Below are 16,360 nucleotides of genomic sequence, written 5' to 3'. Positions count from 1 at the left end.
GACAGGCCGGTAAACCTGCCAAGCTCGCTCTCATTGCCGTTGCCAGGAAGCTGTTGACGGTCCTCAACGCCATCATGCGCGATCGAAAGCCGTACCTGTACACCAGACCAACATAACAGTTGCCGGCTCCGCGCAGCAGCGCCTTGGCGCTGCAGCGCGTCCGGGACACGAGAGTGCATCACGCGCCAACGAGCTCCCCAAAACAACAGCCGTTCACATCCTCACGTGCTTGTCAGCGCGGGCCGCACGACGCCCGCATCTTTCCCGCCGAGTGTTGTTTTCAGGTCATTTACTTTATTTCGAACATTTCCTTTGTTCCCCCTGCTGGCCGGCCTTCGGTGGCCGCGCGTGGAAACCATCCGGTTAACGGGCGCGGTTAAGAATGTCCCTCACAAGGACTTGGCGCGGCGGCGATTGCCGGGTTCTGCGTCATTTTGGACGATCCGTTTGGGGCAAGGGGGAGATCGATGTCGATGAGGATTGCGGTGGCGATGGCCGCCACCATCGGGGCTGGCGTCTTGATGTCGAATGCAGCAGAGGCGCGGCCGGAAATGGTGGGGACGCATCTGGCTGACTATTCGCCCGGCACCATTGTGGTCAAAACCAGCGAGCGACGGCTTTATCTCATCGTCGGTAACGGCCAAGCCGTGCGTTATCCGGTCGGCGTTGGCAAGGCCGGCAAGCAGTGGGCCGGTACGACGAAGATCGACGGGAAGTATCGCAACCCAGCCTGGGCACCGCCGGCCGAGGTCAAGCGTGACAAGCCCAACATTCCCGACATGATTCCGGGCGGCTCGCCGCGCAACCCGATGGGCGTCGCGGCGATGACTCTCGCCGGCGGCGAATATGCCATCCATGGCACAAACGTGCCGGGTTCGATCGGCGGCTTCGTGTCCTATGGCTGCATCCGCATGCTCAACGACGACATCACCGATCTCTACGGCCGCGTCTCCGTCGGCACGACGGTGATCGTGACGCGCTGATCCCGCGATCAGCCGCGACAGCAAAGGGCCGCGTCTCCGGACGCGGCCTTTTTGTTACCAGAAGCGCCAGCCGCGTGCGCACCAGCCGTCGCGATGTCCGCCATTGTAGCTTCGCGCAAAACCGCCGGCGAGCAGCGCCGCCGAAACATTTGCAGTCCGCCGGGTCGCGACGTCGGCGAGCACGCGGCCGTATTTGTCGGGGCCGAGATTGGTGATGGTCACGCCGCCCTGGCCAAGCAGATCGCGCAACGCACGGGCCGCTGCTTCCGCCTTGTCCAGCTCCTTCTGGCAAGACGCCTTCAACTCGGGCGCATCAATGCCGCGCAGCCGGACGCGCACGACGAGATCGCGGCCGTCGCGCTGACGAACACGCGCCAGAAACGTATCGCCGTCGATGGTGCGAACGACGTCTACGGGCTCGCGGACATCGGGATGGCCCGCCTGCCGGAGAACGATCTCGGCATCCCCGGTGCGGTCGCCATCGCTCCGCGGAACAAGCCAGTCCGTTCCATGGCGGAACGTCAGCACGACGGCCAACACGATGCCCACCACGAACATCCACGGCAACAATCCGGAGAAGTGCCGACCGAACGGCGAACCGCTGAACTGTGGCCGATAGGAACTGGGACGATCGGGGAAACGCATCAACTCACGCTAAGACTGAGTCGGGGAACTCACAAGCGGGGCCGCAGCAGGCCGGAACCGGCCACAGCCTATGCAAGAAAGTTCCGGTCTCCACTACGTCGGCCGTAGTTCTACTGGAGATCCGCGAATATTACCCAAATCTCAATCATTGGTTGCGAATACGTGTTACGGGTAACGCGAGGGAGATTGCGGTGAGGTCTTTCAGATTTCGCATTGGAACGAAGCTCGGCATCGTGACGGGCGTGAGCATCGTGCTGGTCTGCGGCATGCTGACCAACCAGATGCTTGGGAACCGGTCGATTGCTGAATCCAATCGCCTGGTCACGATCAACTATCTCAACAAGGGCAATGCCCAGGCGACGCAGACCGCGATGGCGCGGGCGCAGCTCGCAGCTCTCGAGATCGGTTCCGCTGCGACGGCCGGAGAGGTCGACAAGCTCCTGGAGAATCTCCGCGCACGAGCAAGCGAAGCCGGTGCGGAAATCGATGCCGCGACGGAGCGGGCGACCCGGAAGGTCACCCAGGACGCCTATCGTGAGACCAAGAAATTTGTCGATGCGTATCTGGCCAGCGGCATTGAACTGGCCGTCGCGCAAAAGACCGTCATCAGCGCCGCCGGCAGCGCCAGGACTGCAGCCGAAGCGGCGAGGGCAAGCATTCTCGCCGAGCGTATGCGTCCGGCAGCGCTCGAAGTCGGCAAACGTATCGACGATCTGGTTGGCGTTGCCAACGAATTCGCCGCGCGCCGCAAGGGCGAGATGCTCGCCGAACTGGATCGCGTCGCCAATTTCGCATTGATCGTCGGCGTATTCGTCGTTCTCACGTTGATCGGGTCTGCAGTGTTCTCCGTGTTGAACATCGCCCGGCCGATCCGGCGTGTCGGCGACGTGCTCCTCCAGCTCGCCAGCGGCAACAAGGCGGTCGAGATCCCCTACACGCGCCGAGGCGATGAAGTCGGCGACAACGCTCGCGCGGCTCAGACCTTCAAGGAAAATCTGATTCGCATCGAGCAGATGGAGGCCGAGCAGAAGAATCTGGAAGCTGCGGCCGCTGCTCAGCGTAAGGAAGAGATGACCAAGCTGGCCGGCGTGTTCGAAGCCGCCGTGGGTGGCATCATCGGCTCCGTGTCGGCAGCCTCCCAACAGCTCGAGGCTGCCGCCGGCACGCTGTCGGGAACCGCGGAAGAGACTCAGCAGCTCTCCGGGATGGTCGCGGCCGCTTCGGAGGAAGCGTCGACCAATGTCGGAGCCGTAGCGTCGGCCGCCGAAGAAATGAGCACGTCGGTCGTCGAGATCAGCCGCCAGGTCCACGATTCCAGCCGCATCGCCGGCGAAGCGGTCAAGCAGGCCGAGCGCACCGACATCCGGATCAATGAACTGCTCAAGGCGGCCGGCCGAATTGGCGACGTCGTCAAATTGATTACGGCGATCGCCGAGCAGACCAATCTCCTCGCGCTGAACGCAACGATCGAGGCGGCGCGCGCCGGCGAATCCGGCCGCGGCTTTGCAGTCGTGGCGAGCGAGGTCAAAGCGCTTGCGGCGCAGACGGCGCGAGCGACCGAGGAAATCAGCGCGCAGATCGCCGGCATGCAATCGGCTACGGAGGACTCCGTCGGCGCAATCAAGGAGATCGGCGCGACCATCGCCCGCATCTCCGATATTTCGACGACCATTGCTGCGACGATCGAGGAGCAGGGTGCGGCCACGGCCGAGATTGCGCGAAACGTCAGCGAAGCCGCCAAGGGAACCGTGGAGGTCGCAGACAAGATCGCCCAGGTCAGTCACGGCGCGAGCGCCACCGGCGCGGCGTCGGGACAGGTGTTGACATCGGCGCGTTCGCTCTCCAGCGAAAGTGCCCTGTTGAAGACCGAGGTGGAGAAGTTCCTCAACACGGTGCGCGCGGCATGAATCCGCAAAGCGGCAACATATCTCCGATGCTCATCGCATAGAGATCGCGCCTCCGGGATTGCCCGGAATTGTTAGGCACCTTCAGCAACTGTAGGTTGGATAAGAACCCACGAGCAATTGCTCGTGGAACTCCCAGCCGTGTGGGTCCCCCAACATGAACATCGACGCAACAGCTGATTCGCTCGAACGAATGGCCGATCTCGTTCGGCAGCAGCATCATTCCCTCGACACCATGCCGTTGTCGCCAGTGGGCGAATTCCAGACCAGAAACGTCACCCTCGCGACATTGATGCGCGAAGTGACGGACTGCCTCGCCGGAAATTTCCAGCATCGTCCCGCGCAAGATTTTCCGATGCTCTATTTCGCATGCGGCAAGGCCAGGGTCGGATCGACTGCTCTCAGCAATCTGTTCGGGATGACCGGCATGCCCTCATATTATCAACCGCTGAAGGCGATCCTGCGCGAGGCGCTGGTCGGCCGTCCGCTGACGCCCTGGGTCATCCCCTCGGCGACCGACGAGCCGCACATCTTCAGCAAGGAAACGATCGGGCCCTACGTGCTCGCCGAGAGCTTATTCAATCCGTTGCAGCTCCTGATCGACGCGGGTTACCCGCGGCACCGTCTGCATCTCATCATGCTCGATCGCGAGCCTGCGAGTTCGCTGGCGTCATGGCTCGAGAAGCTGATCTCGCGCGCGCCCGCAGATACGTTGCTGCGGCACTACGTCGTCGCCGCGCTCAGCGCGGCCCGCGTCGCAAACTACGCCCGGCAACAGGGCGTTCCCGTCACCCACTACGTCTACGAGGTGAGCAAGGAGGCTCTATCCTCGGTGCGCGTCTTGTTCGATCGCCTCGGCCTTTCGAGCAGCTTCACCGAGAATGCCGTGACGTCATGGCGGGAACCGGGGGACGTTCAAGCCAACAACGCACGCGTCATCTTCCCGAGCGAAGCGACGATCTACAAGGTGCCCAATCTGCACACGTCCGACAGCGCCTATCGCTATCAGCGCCGCGCGACGGCCTCGGTGAGCGAAGCCCAGCTGGAAATTCTGGAGCGCTGCGGGGTCAATGACGCCTATCGAGCCTCGGTCGCGGCATGCGTTCGCGATCTCGGCCTCAATGCCGCAATTTCCGCGGACCTGTTCGGCGACTGGTTCGCTGAGGCCGCGTGATCAGCATGCTGGAGTGTCCCACGACCGCCGAACTCGCCTTCGCTGAAAGAACGGGCGGCGAGCAGCGTCACGCTGCCAGCCATCTCCGCCGTCTGGAGGCGGAGAGCATCCATATCCTCCGGGAGACAGCGGCGGAGTTCCGCAAGCCGGTCATGCTGTATTCCATCGGCAAGGACTCGTCGGTGCTGCTGCATCTGGCGATGAAGGCGTTTCATCCCGGCAAGCCGCCGTTTCCGCTGCTGCACGTCGACACGACCTGGAAGTTTCGCGAGATGATCGCGTTCCGCGACCGCCGCGCGCGCGAGCTCGGCGTCGATCTGATCGTCCATACCAACAACGACGGATTGCGGGAGGGGATCGACCCCTTCACCCACGGCTCGGCCCGCTACACCGACGTCATGAAGACGCAGGCGTTGCGGCAGGCGCTCGACTTTCACGGCTTCGACGCCGCGATTGGGGGTGCACGGCGCGACGAGGAGAAGTCGCGCGCCAAGGAGCGCGTGTTCTCGCACCGGAGCGCGGCGCATCGCTGGGATCCGAAGAACCAGCGGCCCGAGCTGTGGAGCCTGTACAACACGATGCTAGCGCCCGGCGAGAGCATGCGGGTGTTTCCGCTGTCGAACTGGACCGAGCTCGACGTCTGGGACTACATCCTGCTCGAAGACATCCCGATCGTTCCGCTCTATCTGGCGGCCTCGCGTCCGGTGGTCGAGCGCGACGGCGCGTTGATCATGGTGGACGACGAACGGATGCCGCTGCGTGCAGGCGAACAGCCGCAATGGCGCTCGGTCCGGTTTCGGACCCTGGGCTGCTATCCGCTCAGCGGTGCCACGATCTCGACGGCGGCAACCCTGCCCGAGATCGTGCGGGAGATGACGGCCTCACGCACCTCCGAGCGGCAAGGACGCATGATCGACCGGGACAGCCCGGCATCGATGGAGCGCAAGAAAGCGGAAGGCTATTTCTGATGTCCTATCACGAGGCCCCCACGATCGCCGCCTCCGATGCGCCGCGGCTGGATCAGGACGACCGTCCGACGCTGCGTTTCGTCACTTGCGGCAGCGTCGACGACGGCAAGAGCACGCTGGTCGGCCGGCTGCTCTACGATTCCAAGACGCTGCTGGACGATCAGCTCGACGCGCTGGCATCCGAGAGCAAGACCGTCGGCACCACCGGCGGCGATCTCGATTTCGCGCTGCTGGTCGACGGCTTGCAGGCCGAACGCGAGCAGGGCATCACCATCGACGTCGCCTACCGCTTCTTTGCCACCAAGCTGCGCCGCTTCATCGTCGCCGACACGCCAGGCCATGCGCAGTACACGCGCAATATGGCCACCGGTGCATCCAACGCCGAGCTCGCCGTGGTGCTGGTCGACGCCCGCAAGGGCGTGATCACGCAGACGCGGCGCCATAGCCACATCCTGTCGCTGCTGGGCATCCGTCACGTCGTGCTCGCCGTGAACAAGATGGACCTGATCGGATTCGACGGGGATCGCTTTGCGGCCATCACCGCCGAATATCTCACCATGGCCGGACAGCTCGGAATCTCGCAGGTCCAGTGCATTCCGATCGTCGCGCCCGACGGGGACAACATCGTCGCGCCGAGCGCGCGGATGCCCTGGTACAGCGGCCCGACCGTCACGGCTTATCTGGAATCGGTTGACGTTTCCGGCGACGTCTCGCAGCAACCGTTCCGGCTGCCGGTGCAATGGGTCAACCGGCCGAACGCCGAATTCCGCGGCTTCTGCGGGCGGATCGCCAGCGGAACGATCGCGACCGGCGAGACGATCGCGGTGCAGCCCTCGGGCCGTCAGACGCGCGTCGCGCATATCCTTACGCCCGGCGGCGAGCGCGAGCGCGCGGCGGCGGGCGAATCGGTCACGCTCACATTGGCCGACGAGATCGACGTCAGCCGCGGCGACGTGCTGACGGCGGGAGCCGCTCCGCAGGTCTCGGACCAGTTGGCCGCCCATCTCGTCTGGTTCGACGACGAGGCCATGGTCGCGGGCCGGCGCTATTTGCTGAAATGCGGCGCAGCCTCGACCGGCGCGGTGATCACGACGCTCAAGCACCGCATCGCCATCGAAACCATGGCGCAGGAAAGCGCCGAGACGCTCGGTGCCAACGAAATCGGCTACGCCCATCTCAACCTCGACCGTCCATTGGTGTTCGAGGCCTATCGCGACGACCGCGACATGGGCAGCTTCATTCTCATCGATCCGATCAGCCACCGCACGGCCGCCGCGGGAATGATCGACCTTTCGCTCCGCCGCGCCACCAACATTCATTGGCAGCGGCTGGCCGTGGACAAATCGGTGCGGGCGCGGCTGAAGCAGCAACGGCCCTGCGTGCTCTGGTTCACGGGGCTGAGCGGTGCCGGCAAATCGACGATCGCCGATCTCGTCGACCGCAGGCTTGCCGAGCTCGGCCGCCACGCCGCGCTGCTCGACGGCGACAACCTTCGCCACGGCATCAACCGCGATCTCGGCTTCTCCAGCGCGGACAGGGCGGAGAACGTCCGGCGCGCTGCGGAGATCGCCGCGCTGTTCGTCGACGCCGGCATGATCGCGCTGGTCGCGTTGATCTCGCCGTTCCGCAGCGAGCGCGAGCTGGCACGCCAGCGGGTCGAGGCGGGCGAATTCATCGAGATCCACGTCGCGACCCCGCTCGCCGAATGCGAACGCCGCGATCCCAAGGGACTCTATCGCAAGGCACGGACAGGCGAGATACCGGCGTTCACCGGCATCGACGATCCCTATGAGAGGCCGCAAGCGCCGGAGATCACCATCGACACCTCGGAGCTGTCGACCGACGCGGCCTGCGATCGCATCATCCGTTACCTCCGCGACAATCACTATCTGTAGCGTCCGGAGGCAGGCACGATCGGGGCGGGATCGGCAACGGCTCAGAAGTCGGAGGCGATGCCCTTGCGCTCCCAGTCGCCGTAGCGGGTCGGCTCGGGTCCCTTCGGTCCCTGCAGCTCCTTCGCCTTGGCCTCGCCGTTGGCCTCCGCGGCGGCAGCCTGCCGGCGTGCCTCGGCTTCGGCCAGCGCGCGCTGGGCGGCCGGCGACAGCTGCTTGCGATCGGGGACGGGAGGCTGGTCACTCATCGTCCGGTCTTCTAGCGCAGGACGCGCCCCATTGCGACGTGCAATAACGCATTCCTGAAATCAGGCCCGGATGGCTGAAAAAGCCGGAAGTGATTCTTACATTTGGCATATTCGCGTGCCAGAGGTCGCTTTCTCAAGGCATGCGCCCATTGCGGCGGAACTGCCGCTCGCTCAGAACCTTGCTTCCGCATGCCATCTCAACGTTTTGCCCCTCCGTCCGAAGTGCCAGGCCTTGCGGCACGTCGGATCGCCGCCGATATCGTCGACGGCGTGCTGCACAAGCACCGCACGCTCGACGATCAGCTCGACGGCGGCGGCGCCCATCCCGGACTGAAGACGCTGGCCGACCGCGACCGCGCACTGATGCGGCGTCTGGTCGCCACCGTGCTGCGCCGGCTCGGCACGCTCGGCCACGTGTTGTCGCGCCTGCTCGACAAGGGCATTCCCTCCGAAGCGCCGCGCGCACAGAGCGCGCTGCTGATCGGTGCGGCGCAGATCCTCTGGATGGACGTGCCGGATCACGCGGCCGTCGACCTCTCCGTTCGCCTGGTGCAATCCGACCGGCGCGCCGCGCGCTATGCCGGCCTCGTCAACGCCGTGCTGCGCCGCTGCGCGCGCGAGGGCAAGGCGCTGGTCGAGGAGGTCGCCACACAATCGCTCGACCTTCCGCCGTGGTTGCTCGCGCGCTGGAGCGCGCATTATGGCGAGGCGACCGCGCGCGAGATGGCGCTGGCGCTCGGCCACGAGCCCTCGCTCGATCTCACCGTGAAGTCGGATCCCGCGCAATGGGCGAGCCGCCTGCACGGCGAGACGCTGCCGACCGGGACGGTGCGGATGCTGCTGCACGGCGCGGTGACCATGCTGCCAGGCTTCACCGAGGGACAATGGTGGGTGCAGGACGCCGCCGCCGCGCTGCCGGCCCGGCTGTTCGGCGACGTCAAGGGCAAGTCCATCGCGGATCTCTGCGCCGCCCCCGGCGGCAAGACCGCGCAACTGGCGCTGGCAGGCGCGCATGTCACGGCGATCGACCGTTCGCCGGCCCGGGTGGCGCGACTGCGCGAAAACCTGGCGCGGCTGTCGCTCCAGGCCGAGACCGTCGTCGCTGACGCCGTCGAATGGGCCGGTCCAGCCGAGGGCTTCGACGGTATCCTGATCGATGCGCCCTGCACCTCGACCGGCACGATCCGCCGCCATCCGGACGTGGCCTGGCTGCGGCAGGAATCCGACATCGCCGCCCTGACCGCGCTCCAGCAAAAACTGCTGCGAAAATCGGTGTCGCTGCTCAAGCCGGGCGGGACGCTGATCTACTGCACATGCTCGCTGGAACCCGAAGAGGGCGAGCAGGCCGTGGCAACGCTGCTGGCGGCCGAGCCTGCGCTTCGCCGCGTCCCGATCACGGCGTCGGAGGTCGCGGGCCTGGACGAAATCCTCACGCCGGAGGGCGATCTGCGCACCCTGCCCAGCCATCTGCCGAACGCCGATCCCAAGCTCGGCGGTCTCGACGGATTTTTCGCGGCCCGGCTCGTTAAATCCTGATTTTGCACTGGATTTTGCGACCACGGCGCTGATTCGCACACGTTCAAGGTGGTGTCAGGCGTCCGATTTTGGGATTAATAGGGATTCGTCGGAATCCCTCTCCCCCTTCAAGGCAAGGCGTGTCGGTCGCTCAACGCAGACGTATCTCGACGCTCGTCATGAACCGCTTCGCGCGGAACATGCTCGCGCGCGCGAGCGGCGGTTCCGTTGCGCTGTCGCGGGTCTGGCCCGGCCGCACCGACCGCCTGATCATCGCGCCGCACGATCTGCGCACCGCGGATGCGACCCGCGCCGCCGAAATCTATGCCGGCCGCTTCGTCTTCGCCGGCAAGATCGTCAATTGCCACGGCCGCTCGATCTTCGATCTCGAGCCGCCGTCGGAGGACTGGGAGGTCGCGCTGCTCGGCTTCGGCTGGCTGCGCCATCTGCGCGCCGCCGACACCGCGCTGACACGCGCGAATGCGCGCGCCCTGATCGAGGACTGGATCGCCAATCCCGCCAACAAGCGCCGTCCCGTCGCGCGCCGCGCCGACGTGCTGGCGAGGCGCGTGATCTCGCTGCTGTCGCAGGCGCCGCTGGTGCTGAACGAGACCGACAACAAATTCTACCGCCGTTACCTGCGCGCCCTCGCACGCGAGATCCGCTTCCTGCGCTTCGCCATGGTCGACATTCCGGATGGGGTGCCGAAGCTGCAGGTGCTGATCGCGCTGTGCTATGCGGCGCTGTGCCTTGCCAACCAGGCGCGCCACATCCGCAGCGCATCGAAAAAGCTGTCGGACGAATTGCAGCGGCAGATCCTGCCCGATGGCGGACACATCTCCCGCAACCCCGGCGCGCTGATCGAGCTCCTGATCGACCTCTTGCCGCTGCGGCAGACCTTCGCCGCGCGCAACATCGCGCCGCCGCCGGCGCTGCTCAACGCGATCGACCGCATGATGCCGATGCTGCGCTTCTTCCGGCACGGCGACGGCAATTTCGCGCTGTTCAACGGCATGAGCGCGACATCCTCGGATCTGCTCGCCACGCTGCTCGCCTATGACGACACCCACGGCGCGCCGATGGCGAACATGCCGCATACCGGCTTCCAGCGCCTCGATGCCGGCCAGACCACCGTGATCATCGACACGGGACCGCCGCCGCCGGCCGGCGTCAGCCACGATGCCCATGCCGGCTGCCTGTCGTTCGAGCTGTCCTCAGGCATCAGCCGCATCGTCACCAATTGCGGCATGCCGACCACGGGCCGCGACAACTGGCGGCCGTTCGCACGCGGCACGGCGGCGCATTCGACGCTGACCTATCACGACACCTCGTCCTGTCAGTTCGTCGAGATGTCGGCGATGAAGCGGCTGCTGCACGGCTCGCCCGTCACCAGCGGGCCCGTCGAGGTCGAGAGCTACCGCGAGATCGTGCAGAACGGCACGCTGCTCACGGCCTCGCATGACGGCTATCTCTCCAAGTTCGGCGCGATCCATCGCCGCGTGCTGATGATCGCCAATGACGGCGCGCGCATCGACGGCGAGGACACGCTGTCGCCGCCGCAGGGCGGACGCTTCAAGGGCGCGGATGCCGATTTCGCGCTGCGCTTCCATCTGCATCCGGCCGTGAAGGCGAGCCGGTTGTCGGATGCCCGCGGCGTCATGCTGGTGCTGCCGAACCGCGACGTCTGGACCTTCGAAGCATTGGACGACAAGGTCGACCTCGAGGACAGCGTGTTCCTGGCCGGCAATGACGGCCCGCGCCGCACCGCGCAGATTGTGATCCGGCAGGATGCTCGCCAGGCGCCCTCGATCCGCTGGAGCTTCGTGCGTTCCACGGCCTCGCCGGCGGTGACCAATGCCCGCCGTAACGCGCGGCGGGAGCCGGAACTGCCGCTGTAAACGCACGCGATTTGGCCCATCTCGTCGTTGTGAAAACGGCCAAAAGCTGCTATCGAGCCCTCGCTCGCGCGACTGGCGACCTTGGATGGAGCACCATCGGGAAGCGCGACACATATCTGCCGCGCGCCTGGGCATAGACACTCCCTGAACAGAGGATCTTGCTCATGACTGACCACCCCCGCCGCGTCACCCGCGCTCTGCTCTCCGTCTCCGACAAGACCGGCCTGATCGATTTCGCCAAAGCGCTGGCCGCGCATGGTGTCGAGCTGGTCTCGACCGGCGGCACCGCGAAAGCGATTGCCGCGGCCGGCCTCGCGGTGAAGGACGTCTCCGACCTCACCGGCTTCCCCGAAATGATGGACGGCCGCGTCAAGACGCTGCATCCGAAGGTCCACGGCGGGCTGCTCGCGATCCGCGACAACAAGGAGCATGCGGAGGCGATGAAGGCGCACGGCATCGCGCCGATCGACCTGCTCGTCGTCAATCTCTATCCGTTCGAAGCGACCGTCGACAAAGGCGCGGGCTTCGAGGATTGCATCGAGAATATCGACATCGGCGGCCCCGCGATGATCCGCGCCGCCGCCAAGAACCATGACGACGTCGCCGTCGTGGTGGAAGCCGAGGACTACAAGGCCGTGCTCGACGAGCTTGCCGCCAACAAGGGCGCGACCACGCTGAAGCTGCGCCGGCGGCTTGCCGCAAAGGCCTATGCGCGCACCGGCGCCTATGACGCCGCGATCTCGAACTGGTTCAACCGCCAACTCGAGATCGAAGCGCCGGACTTCCGTGCCTTCGGCGGCAGGCTGATCCAGTCGCTGCGCTACGGCGAAAACCCGCATCAGACCGCTTCGTTCTACGCGACGCCGGACAAGCGCCCGGGCGTCTCGACCGCGCGGCAGCTCCAGGGCAAGGAGCTCTCCTACAACAACATCAACGATACCGATGCCGCCTATGAATGCATCGGCGAGTTCGACACCAAGCGCACCGCGGCCTGCGTCATCGTCAAGCACGCCAATCCCTGCGGCGTCGCGGAAGGCGCGAACCTCGTCGAGGCCTATCGCAAGGCGCTGGCCTGCGATTCCACTTCGGCCTTCGGCGGCATCATCGCGATGAACCGCGCGCTCGACGCCGACACCGCACGCGAGATCACCAAGATCTTCACCGAGGTGATCATCGCGCCCGACGCCACCGAGGAAGCGATCGCCATCATCGGCGGCAAGAAGAACCTGCGCCTCTTGCTCGCCGGCAGCCTGCCCGACCCGCGCGCGCCCGGCCTCACCGCCAAGACGGTTGCCGGCGGCCTGCTCGTGCAGAGCCGCGACAACGCCGTGGTTGACGACATGACCTTCAAGGTCGTGACCAAGCGTGCGCCGACAGAGGCCGAAATGCGCGACCTCAAATTCGCGTTCCGGGTGGCAAAACACGTCAAGTCCAACACCATCACCTACGCCAAGGATCTCGCCACCGTCGGCATCGGCGCAGGCCAGATGAGCCGGGTAGACTCAGCGCGGATCGCGGCGCGCAAGGCGCAGGACGCGGCGAACGAGCTGAAGCTTCCCGAACCGCTCACCAAGGGTTCGGTGGTGGCCTCGGATGCGTTCTTCCCGTTCGCCGACGGCATGCTCGCCTGCATCGAAGCCGGCGCCACCGCCGTGGTGCAGCCCGGCGGCTCGATGCGCGACGACGAGGTGATCAAGGCCGCCGACGAGCACGGCATCGCCATGGTGTTCACCGGGACGCGGCACTTCCGGCACTGAGTTCGCCGTCCTTCCGGGGCGCGCAGCGCGAACCCTGGTGCGCAATTGCGCACCTGAGAGTCTCGCGCCACAACTTCTGGATCCGGGTTCATCGCTCCGCGATGCCCCGGAATGACGATGGGGTGCTACTCCCGCACCCGCATCAACAGCCCCAATCCCGCGACGAAGAACACCACCAGCACCGCCATGCCGGCCTTCTGGCTCGCCGTCGCAGCGGTGATCATGCCGATCAGCAGCGGTCCGATGAAGGACGTCACCTTCCCGGTCAGCGCGAACAGACCGAAATATTGCGCGATGCGATCTCTCGGCGCGAGGCGGATCAGAAGCGTGCGTGACGCCGCCTGCAGTGGACCACCGGCCGCGCCGATGAGACAGCCCAGCACCAGATAGGCGCGTTCCGCGGCGCTCGAGAACATGGCGGCGCCTGCTTGCGGCGGCGCGACCTTGACGAACAACACGCTATCCTTGTCGACGAGGAGGATCGCCGCCACCGACAGCAGCAGCAACAGCAAGCTGCCGGCGATGACGCGCTTCGGCCCGAGATGATCGTCGAGCTTGCCGCCGAGCCATGCGCCGAACGTGCCTGTTATCGCGAGCATGATTCCGAAGGTGCCGATCTGGATGGTGTGCCAGCCGAACGTGCCCGCTGCATAGATGCCGCCGAAGGCGAACAGCGACACCAGGCCGTCGGTGTAGATCATGTTGGCGAGCAGGAATGCCGCGAGCGACTTCTGCGTCGGCAGGCTCTTGATCGATTTCTTCAGCGCCGCCAAACCTTCGTGCAGCGCTTCGCGCAGCGGGCGCTTCGCCGGGTAATCCGGCGTGAACAGGAACAGCGGCGTCACGAAGATCACGAACCACAGCCCGGTCAGCGGTCCGACGATGCGATCGCCCTGATGGCTGACCGGATCGAGCCCGAACAACGGCGTCAGGCCCAGTAATGTGCGGCCCGTCTCGGGATTGGCGGCGAGCAGGCCGAGCACGATGATCAGGCTGACGATGCCGCCGATATAGCCGGTCGCCCAGCCGGTGCCGGAAAGCCGGCCGATCCGCTCCGGCGGCACCAGCGTCGGCATCATCGCATTGTTGAAGACGGTGGCGAATTCCGCGCCGACGCTGGCGAGCGCAACCGCGGTGAGCAGGGGCGGAATGACCGAGGGATCACCGGGCTTGCCGATCCATAGCGTGCACGATGCCAGCACAAGCACCGCGCCGAATCCCGCAATCCACGGCTTCCTTCGGCCGGAAGCATCCGCGATCGCCCCCAGCACCGGCGACAGCAGCGCGATCGCAAGTCCCGCAGCCGCCATCGCAAATCCCCACAGCGATTGGCCTGTGGCGGGATTCGGCGCAATGCTGGTTGCGAAATACGGCGCGAACACGAAGGTCGTGATCAACGTGAAATAGGGCTGCGCGGCCCAATCGAAGAAGATCCAGCTGACGACGGCGGCGCGTGGCGGATAGGTCCGCTGCGCATCGGCCATGCGCACATCCGGGGCGATCGTCGTCATCACGCAGTCCTCATCACGAACAGTTTTGCCTCTGTTGGGGCAAACCGTATAGCATTGCAGCGAGGCGTGTGAACCAGTCCGAAGCCCCTGCGGAAACTTGATCATGTCGTCATATTCGACCCGGCGGACGTTTTTCGCCTTCCTAGCCGTTCTGACGTTTGGTCTTGCACCCGCAGCCGCCCAGGACGCACGGCAGGGCTACGTCCCACCCGCTCGCGACGCCGTGCGCGCCGTCGCGGCCGAGCATGGCATGGTGGTCGCGCAGGAGAAGATCTCCGCGCAAGTTGGCGCCGAGATCCTGCGGCGTGGCGGCAATGCGGTCGACGCAGCGGTCGCGACCGGCTTTGCGATGGCCGTGACCTATCCGCGCGCCGGCAATATCGGCGGCGGCGGCTTCATGGTGATCCATTCCGCTGACCGCAATGAAGACATCACGATCGACTACCGCGAGACGGCGCCGGCGGCGACCACACCGCAGATATTCCTCGACGCCGACGGCAAGCCCGATACGGCGAAGTCACGAGATTCCGCGCTCGGTGTCGGCGTGCCCGGCACGATTGCCGGTCTTTCCCTGGCACTGGAAAAATACGGCTCCGGCCAGTTCACGCTGGCGCAATTGCTCGAGCCTGCGATTGCGCTCGCGCGCGACGGCTTCGTGATCAGCGACGACATGGCCGATACGCTGCCGACCTGGTACCGGCGACTGGCACGCTGGCCTTCGTCGGCCAAGATCTTCTCGCGGCCCGATGGCTCGCCGCTTCGTGAAGGCGACAGGCTGGTGCAGGGCGATCTCGCCGAAACGCTCTCGGCCGTCGCCGCACAGGGGCCACGCGGCTTCTATGAGGGCGTGGTTGCGGAAAAGCTGGCCAAGGCGGTGGCTGATGCGGGCGGCATCATGACGCCGGCCGATTTGAAAGCATATCAAGCCGTGATCCGCGCGCCGGTGCGCGGCAGCTATCGCGGCTATGACATCGTCTCGATGCCGCTGCCTTCGTCCGGCGGCATCGTGCTGGTGGAAACCCTCAACATTCTCGAAGGCTTCCAGCTTGCCGATTTGAAGCAGGGATCGCCGGCATCGCTGCATCTACTCGTCGAGGCGATGAAACGCGCTTATGCGGACCGCGCGCACTATCTCGGCGATCCCGCTTTCGTCAACGCGCCGATCGAGACGCTCACCGCGAAGGACTACGCCGCCAAGCTGCGCTCCGGCATCTCTGCCGAACGCGCTACGCCGTCGAAAGAGCTCGCATCCGCGGCCCCCTCGCCGCGCGAAGGCAGCAACACCACGCATTTCTCCGTGGTGGATACCCGCGGCAACGCGGTCAGCAATACGTATACGCTGAACTTCAGCTACGGTGTCGGCCTCGTCGCCGAAGGCACCGGCGTGCTGCTCAACAACGAGCTCGACGACTTCACCGCCGCGGTCGGCGCCTCGAACGCCTATGGCCTCGTCGGCTTCGAGGCCAATCTGCCCGGCCCCGGCAAACGTCCACTCTCCTCGATGTCGCCGACCATCGTTCTCCGGAACGGCAAGCCGGTGCTGGTGACCGGCTCGCCCGGCGGCAGCCGCATCATCTCCAGCGTGCTGCAGGTGATCGTCAACGTGCTCGATTACAGGATGGACGTTGCGGCCGCCGTCGCGGCGCCACGGCTGCATCATCAATGGCTGCCCGACGAGGTGCGTGTCGAGCGCGGCTTTCCCGAGGACGTGTTGCAGGGGCTGAAAGCGATGGGCCACACGATCGTCGAGCCGATGGGGCAGACATCGGCGAATTCGATTCTCGTGACGCCGAACGGGCCGCTCGGCGCACCCGACCCCCGCACACGGGGCGCAGAGGCGGCGGGGCACTAGCCACGCCGTTTGC

Annotated in this window: 12 protein-coding genes, 1 pseudogene and 1 riboswitch; of the genes and pseudogenes, 10 read left to right on the top strand and 3 right to left on the bottom strand. The window is 65.6% G+C overall.

The window, feature by feature from the left end; genetic code table 11:
• Positions 1–116 (top strand): annotated as a pseudogene (locus RPS27_RS14730) (IS110 family transposase); the annotation flags it as partial.
• Between the two features lie 351 nt (positions 117–467).
• Positions 468–983 (top strand): L,D-transpeptidase, encoded by a 516-nt coding sequence (locus tag RPS27_RS14725; RefSeq protein ID WP_194405324.1) that lies wholly within the window; start codon positions 468–470, stop codon positions 981–983.
• A 54-nt stretch (positions 984–1,037) separates the two neighbouring features.
• Here RPS27_RS14725 and RPS27_RS14720 read toward each other — a convergent pair whose 3' ends face one another.
• Positions 1,038–1,628: a thermonuclease family protein gene (locus RPS27_RS14720; protein ID WP_212064672.1), complete on the bottom strand. Its 591-nt coding sequence runs from the start codon at positions 1,626–1,628 to the stop codon at positions 1,038–1,040.
• Between the two features lie 191 nt (positions 1,629–1,819).
• On the opposite strand from RPS27_RS14720, the gene RPS27_RS14715 reads away from it, so the two are divergent.
• From RPS27_RS14715 to cysN, 4 genes are all read left to right on the top strand, one after another.
• Positions 1,820–3,535, top strand: coding sequence for a methyl-accepting chemotaxis protein (locus RPS27_RS14715; RefSeq protein ID WP_212065206.1), 1,716 nt, complete (start codon positions 1,820–1,822; stop codon positions 3,533–3,535).
• 154 nt (positions 3,536–3,689) lie between these two features.
• Complete coding sequence (locus RPS27_RS14710) at positions 3,690–4,706, top strand: sulfotransferase family protein (RefSeq protein WP_212064673.1); 1,017 nt, start codon at positions 3,690–3,692, stop codon at positions 4,704–4,706.
• 5 nt (positions 4,707–4,711) lie between these two features.
• Positions 4,712–5,674 carry a sulfate adenylyltransferase subunit CysD gene (cysD, locus tag RPS27_RS14705; RefSeq protein WP_212064674.1) on the top strand — a complete coding sequence of 321 codons (963 nt, stop codon included), beginning with the start codon at positions 4,712–4,714 and terminating at the stop codon, positions 5,672–5,674.
• The gene (cysN, locus tag RPS27_RS14700; RefSeq protein ID WP_313754088.1) at positions 5,674–7,569 is read left to right on the top strand and encodes a sulfate adenylyltransferase subunit CysN; all 1,896 of its coding nucleotides are present in this window, start codon (positions 5,674–5,676) and stop codon (positions 7,567–7,569) included. Before cysD ends, cysN begins: the two co-directional genes overlap by 1 nt.
• Positions 7,570–7,610: 41 nt before the next feature.
• Here the strand turns inward: cysN and RPS27_RS14695 are convergent, their stop codons facing one another.
• Positions 7,611–7,814 carry a DUF1674 domain-containing protein gene (locus RPS27_RS14695; RefSeq protein ID WP_194405318.1) on the bottom strand — a complete coding sequence of 68 codons (204 nt, stop codon included), beginning with the start codon at positions 7,812–7,814 and terminating at the stop codon, positions 7,611–7,613.
• A gap of 189 nt (positions 7,815–8,003) precedes the next feature.
• Here RPS27_RS14695 and RPS27_RS14690 point away from each other — a divergent pair, with 189 nt between their 5' ends.
• From RPS27_RS14690 to purH, 3 genes are all read left to right on the top strand, one after another.
• Positions 8,004–9,350 carry an RsmB/NOP family class I SAM-dependent RNA methyltransferase gene (locus RPS27_RS14690; protein ID WP_211415165.1) on the top strand — a complete coding sequence of 449 codons (1,347 nt, stop codon included), beginning with the start codon at positions 8,004–8,006 and terminating at the stop codon, positions 9,348–9,350.
• A gap of 158 nt (positions 9,351–9,508) precedes the next feature.
• The gene (locus RPS27_RS14685) at positions 9,509–11,227 is read left to right on the top strand and encodes a heparinase II/III family protein (protein WP_211415166.1); all 1,719 of its coding nucleotides are present in this window, start codon (positions 9,509–9,511) and stop codon (positions 11,225–11,227) included.
• A 58-nt stretch (positions 11,228–11,285) separates the two neighbouring features.
• A riboswitch (ZMP/ZTP riboswitch) is annotated at positions 11,286–11,367 on the top strand.
• Between the two features lie 24 nt (positions 11,368–11,391).
• The gene (gene purH, locus RPS27_RS14680; RefSeq protein WP_212064676.1) at positions 11,392–12,984 is read left to right on the top strand and encodes a bifunctional phosphoribosylaminoimidazolecarboxamide formyltransferase/IMP cyclohydrolase; all 1,593 of its coding nucleotides are present in this window, start codon (positions 11,392–11,394) and stop codon (positions 12,982–12,984) included.
• Positions 12,985–13,109: 125 nt separating this feature from the next.
• On the opposite strand, the gene RPS27_RS14675 is transcribed toward purH, so the two are convergent.
• Entirely contained in the window at positions 13,110–14,495 is a 1,386-nt protein-coding gene (locus tag RPS27_RS14675; RefSeq protein WP_212064678.1) for an MFS transporter, read from the bottom strand.
• Between the two features lie 103 nt (positions 14,496–14,598).
• Here RPS27_RS14675 and ggt point away from each other — a divergent pair, with 103 nt between their 5' ends.
• Positions 14,599–16,347 carry a gamma-glutamyltransferase gene (gene ggt / locus RPS27_RS14670; protein ID WP_212064680.1) on the top strand — a complete coding sequence of 583 codons (1,749 nt, stop codon included), beginning with the start codon at positions 14,599–14,601 and terminating at the stop codon, positions 16,345–16,347.
• The last annotated feature ends 13 nt before the right edge of the window (positions 16,348–16,360 follow it).

The organism is Bradyrhizobium sp. WYCCWR 12699 (assembly GCF_032144035.1).
Taxonomy (GTDB): Bacteria; Pseudomonadota; Alphaproteobacteria; order Rhizobiales; family Xanthobacteraceae; genus Bradyrhizobium.
The sequence above is the reverse complement of the archived record's forward strand: the minus strand, read 5'-3'. Positions and strand labels throughout refer to the sequence as shown.

Coding starts and splice junctions, on each gene's coding strand:
- RPS27_RS14725 (WP_194405324.1), top strand. CDS start 468: ATGTCGATGAGGATTGCGGTGGCGATGGCCGCCACCATCGGGGCTGGC.
- RPS27_RS14720 (WP_212064672.1), bottom strand. CDS start 1,628: ATGCGTTTCCCCGATCGTCCCAGTTCCTATCGGCCACAGTTCAGCGGT.
- RPS27_RS14710 (WP_212064673.1), top strand. CDS start 3,690: ATGAACATCGACGCAACAGCTGATTCGCTCGAACGAATGGCCGATCTC.
- cysD (WP_212064674.1), top strand. CDS start 4,712: ATGCTGGAGTGTCCCACGACCGCCGAACTCGCCTTCGCTGAAAGAACG.
- cysN (WP_313754088.1), top strand. CDS start 5,674: ATGTCCTATCACGAGGCCCCCACGATCGCCGCCTCCGATGCGCCGCGG.
- RPS27_RS14695 (WP_194405318.1), bottom strand. CDS start 7,814: ATGAGTGACCAGCCTCCCGTCCCCGATCGCAAGCAGCTGTCGCCGGCC.
- RPS27_RS14690 (WP_211415165.1), top strand. CDS start 8,004: ATGCCATCTCAACGTTTTGCCCCTCCGTCCGAAGTGCCAGGCCTTGCG.
- RPS27_RS14685 (WP_211415166.1), top strand. CDS start 9,509: ATGAACCGCTTCGCGCGGAACATGCTCGCGCGCGCGAGCGGCGGTTCC.
- purH (WP_212064676.1), top strand. CDS start 11,392: ATGACTGACCACCCCCGCCGCGTCACCCGCGCTCTGCTCTCCGTCTCC.
- RPS27_RS14675 (WP_212064678.1), bottom strand. CDS start 14,495: ATGACGACGATCGCCCCGGATGTGCGCATGGCCGATGCGCAGCGGACC.
- ggt (WP_212064680.1), top strand. CDS start 14,599: ATGTCGTCATATTCGACCCGGCGGACGTTTTTCGCCTTCCTAGCCGTT.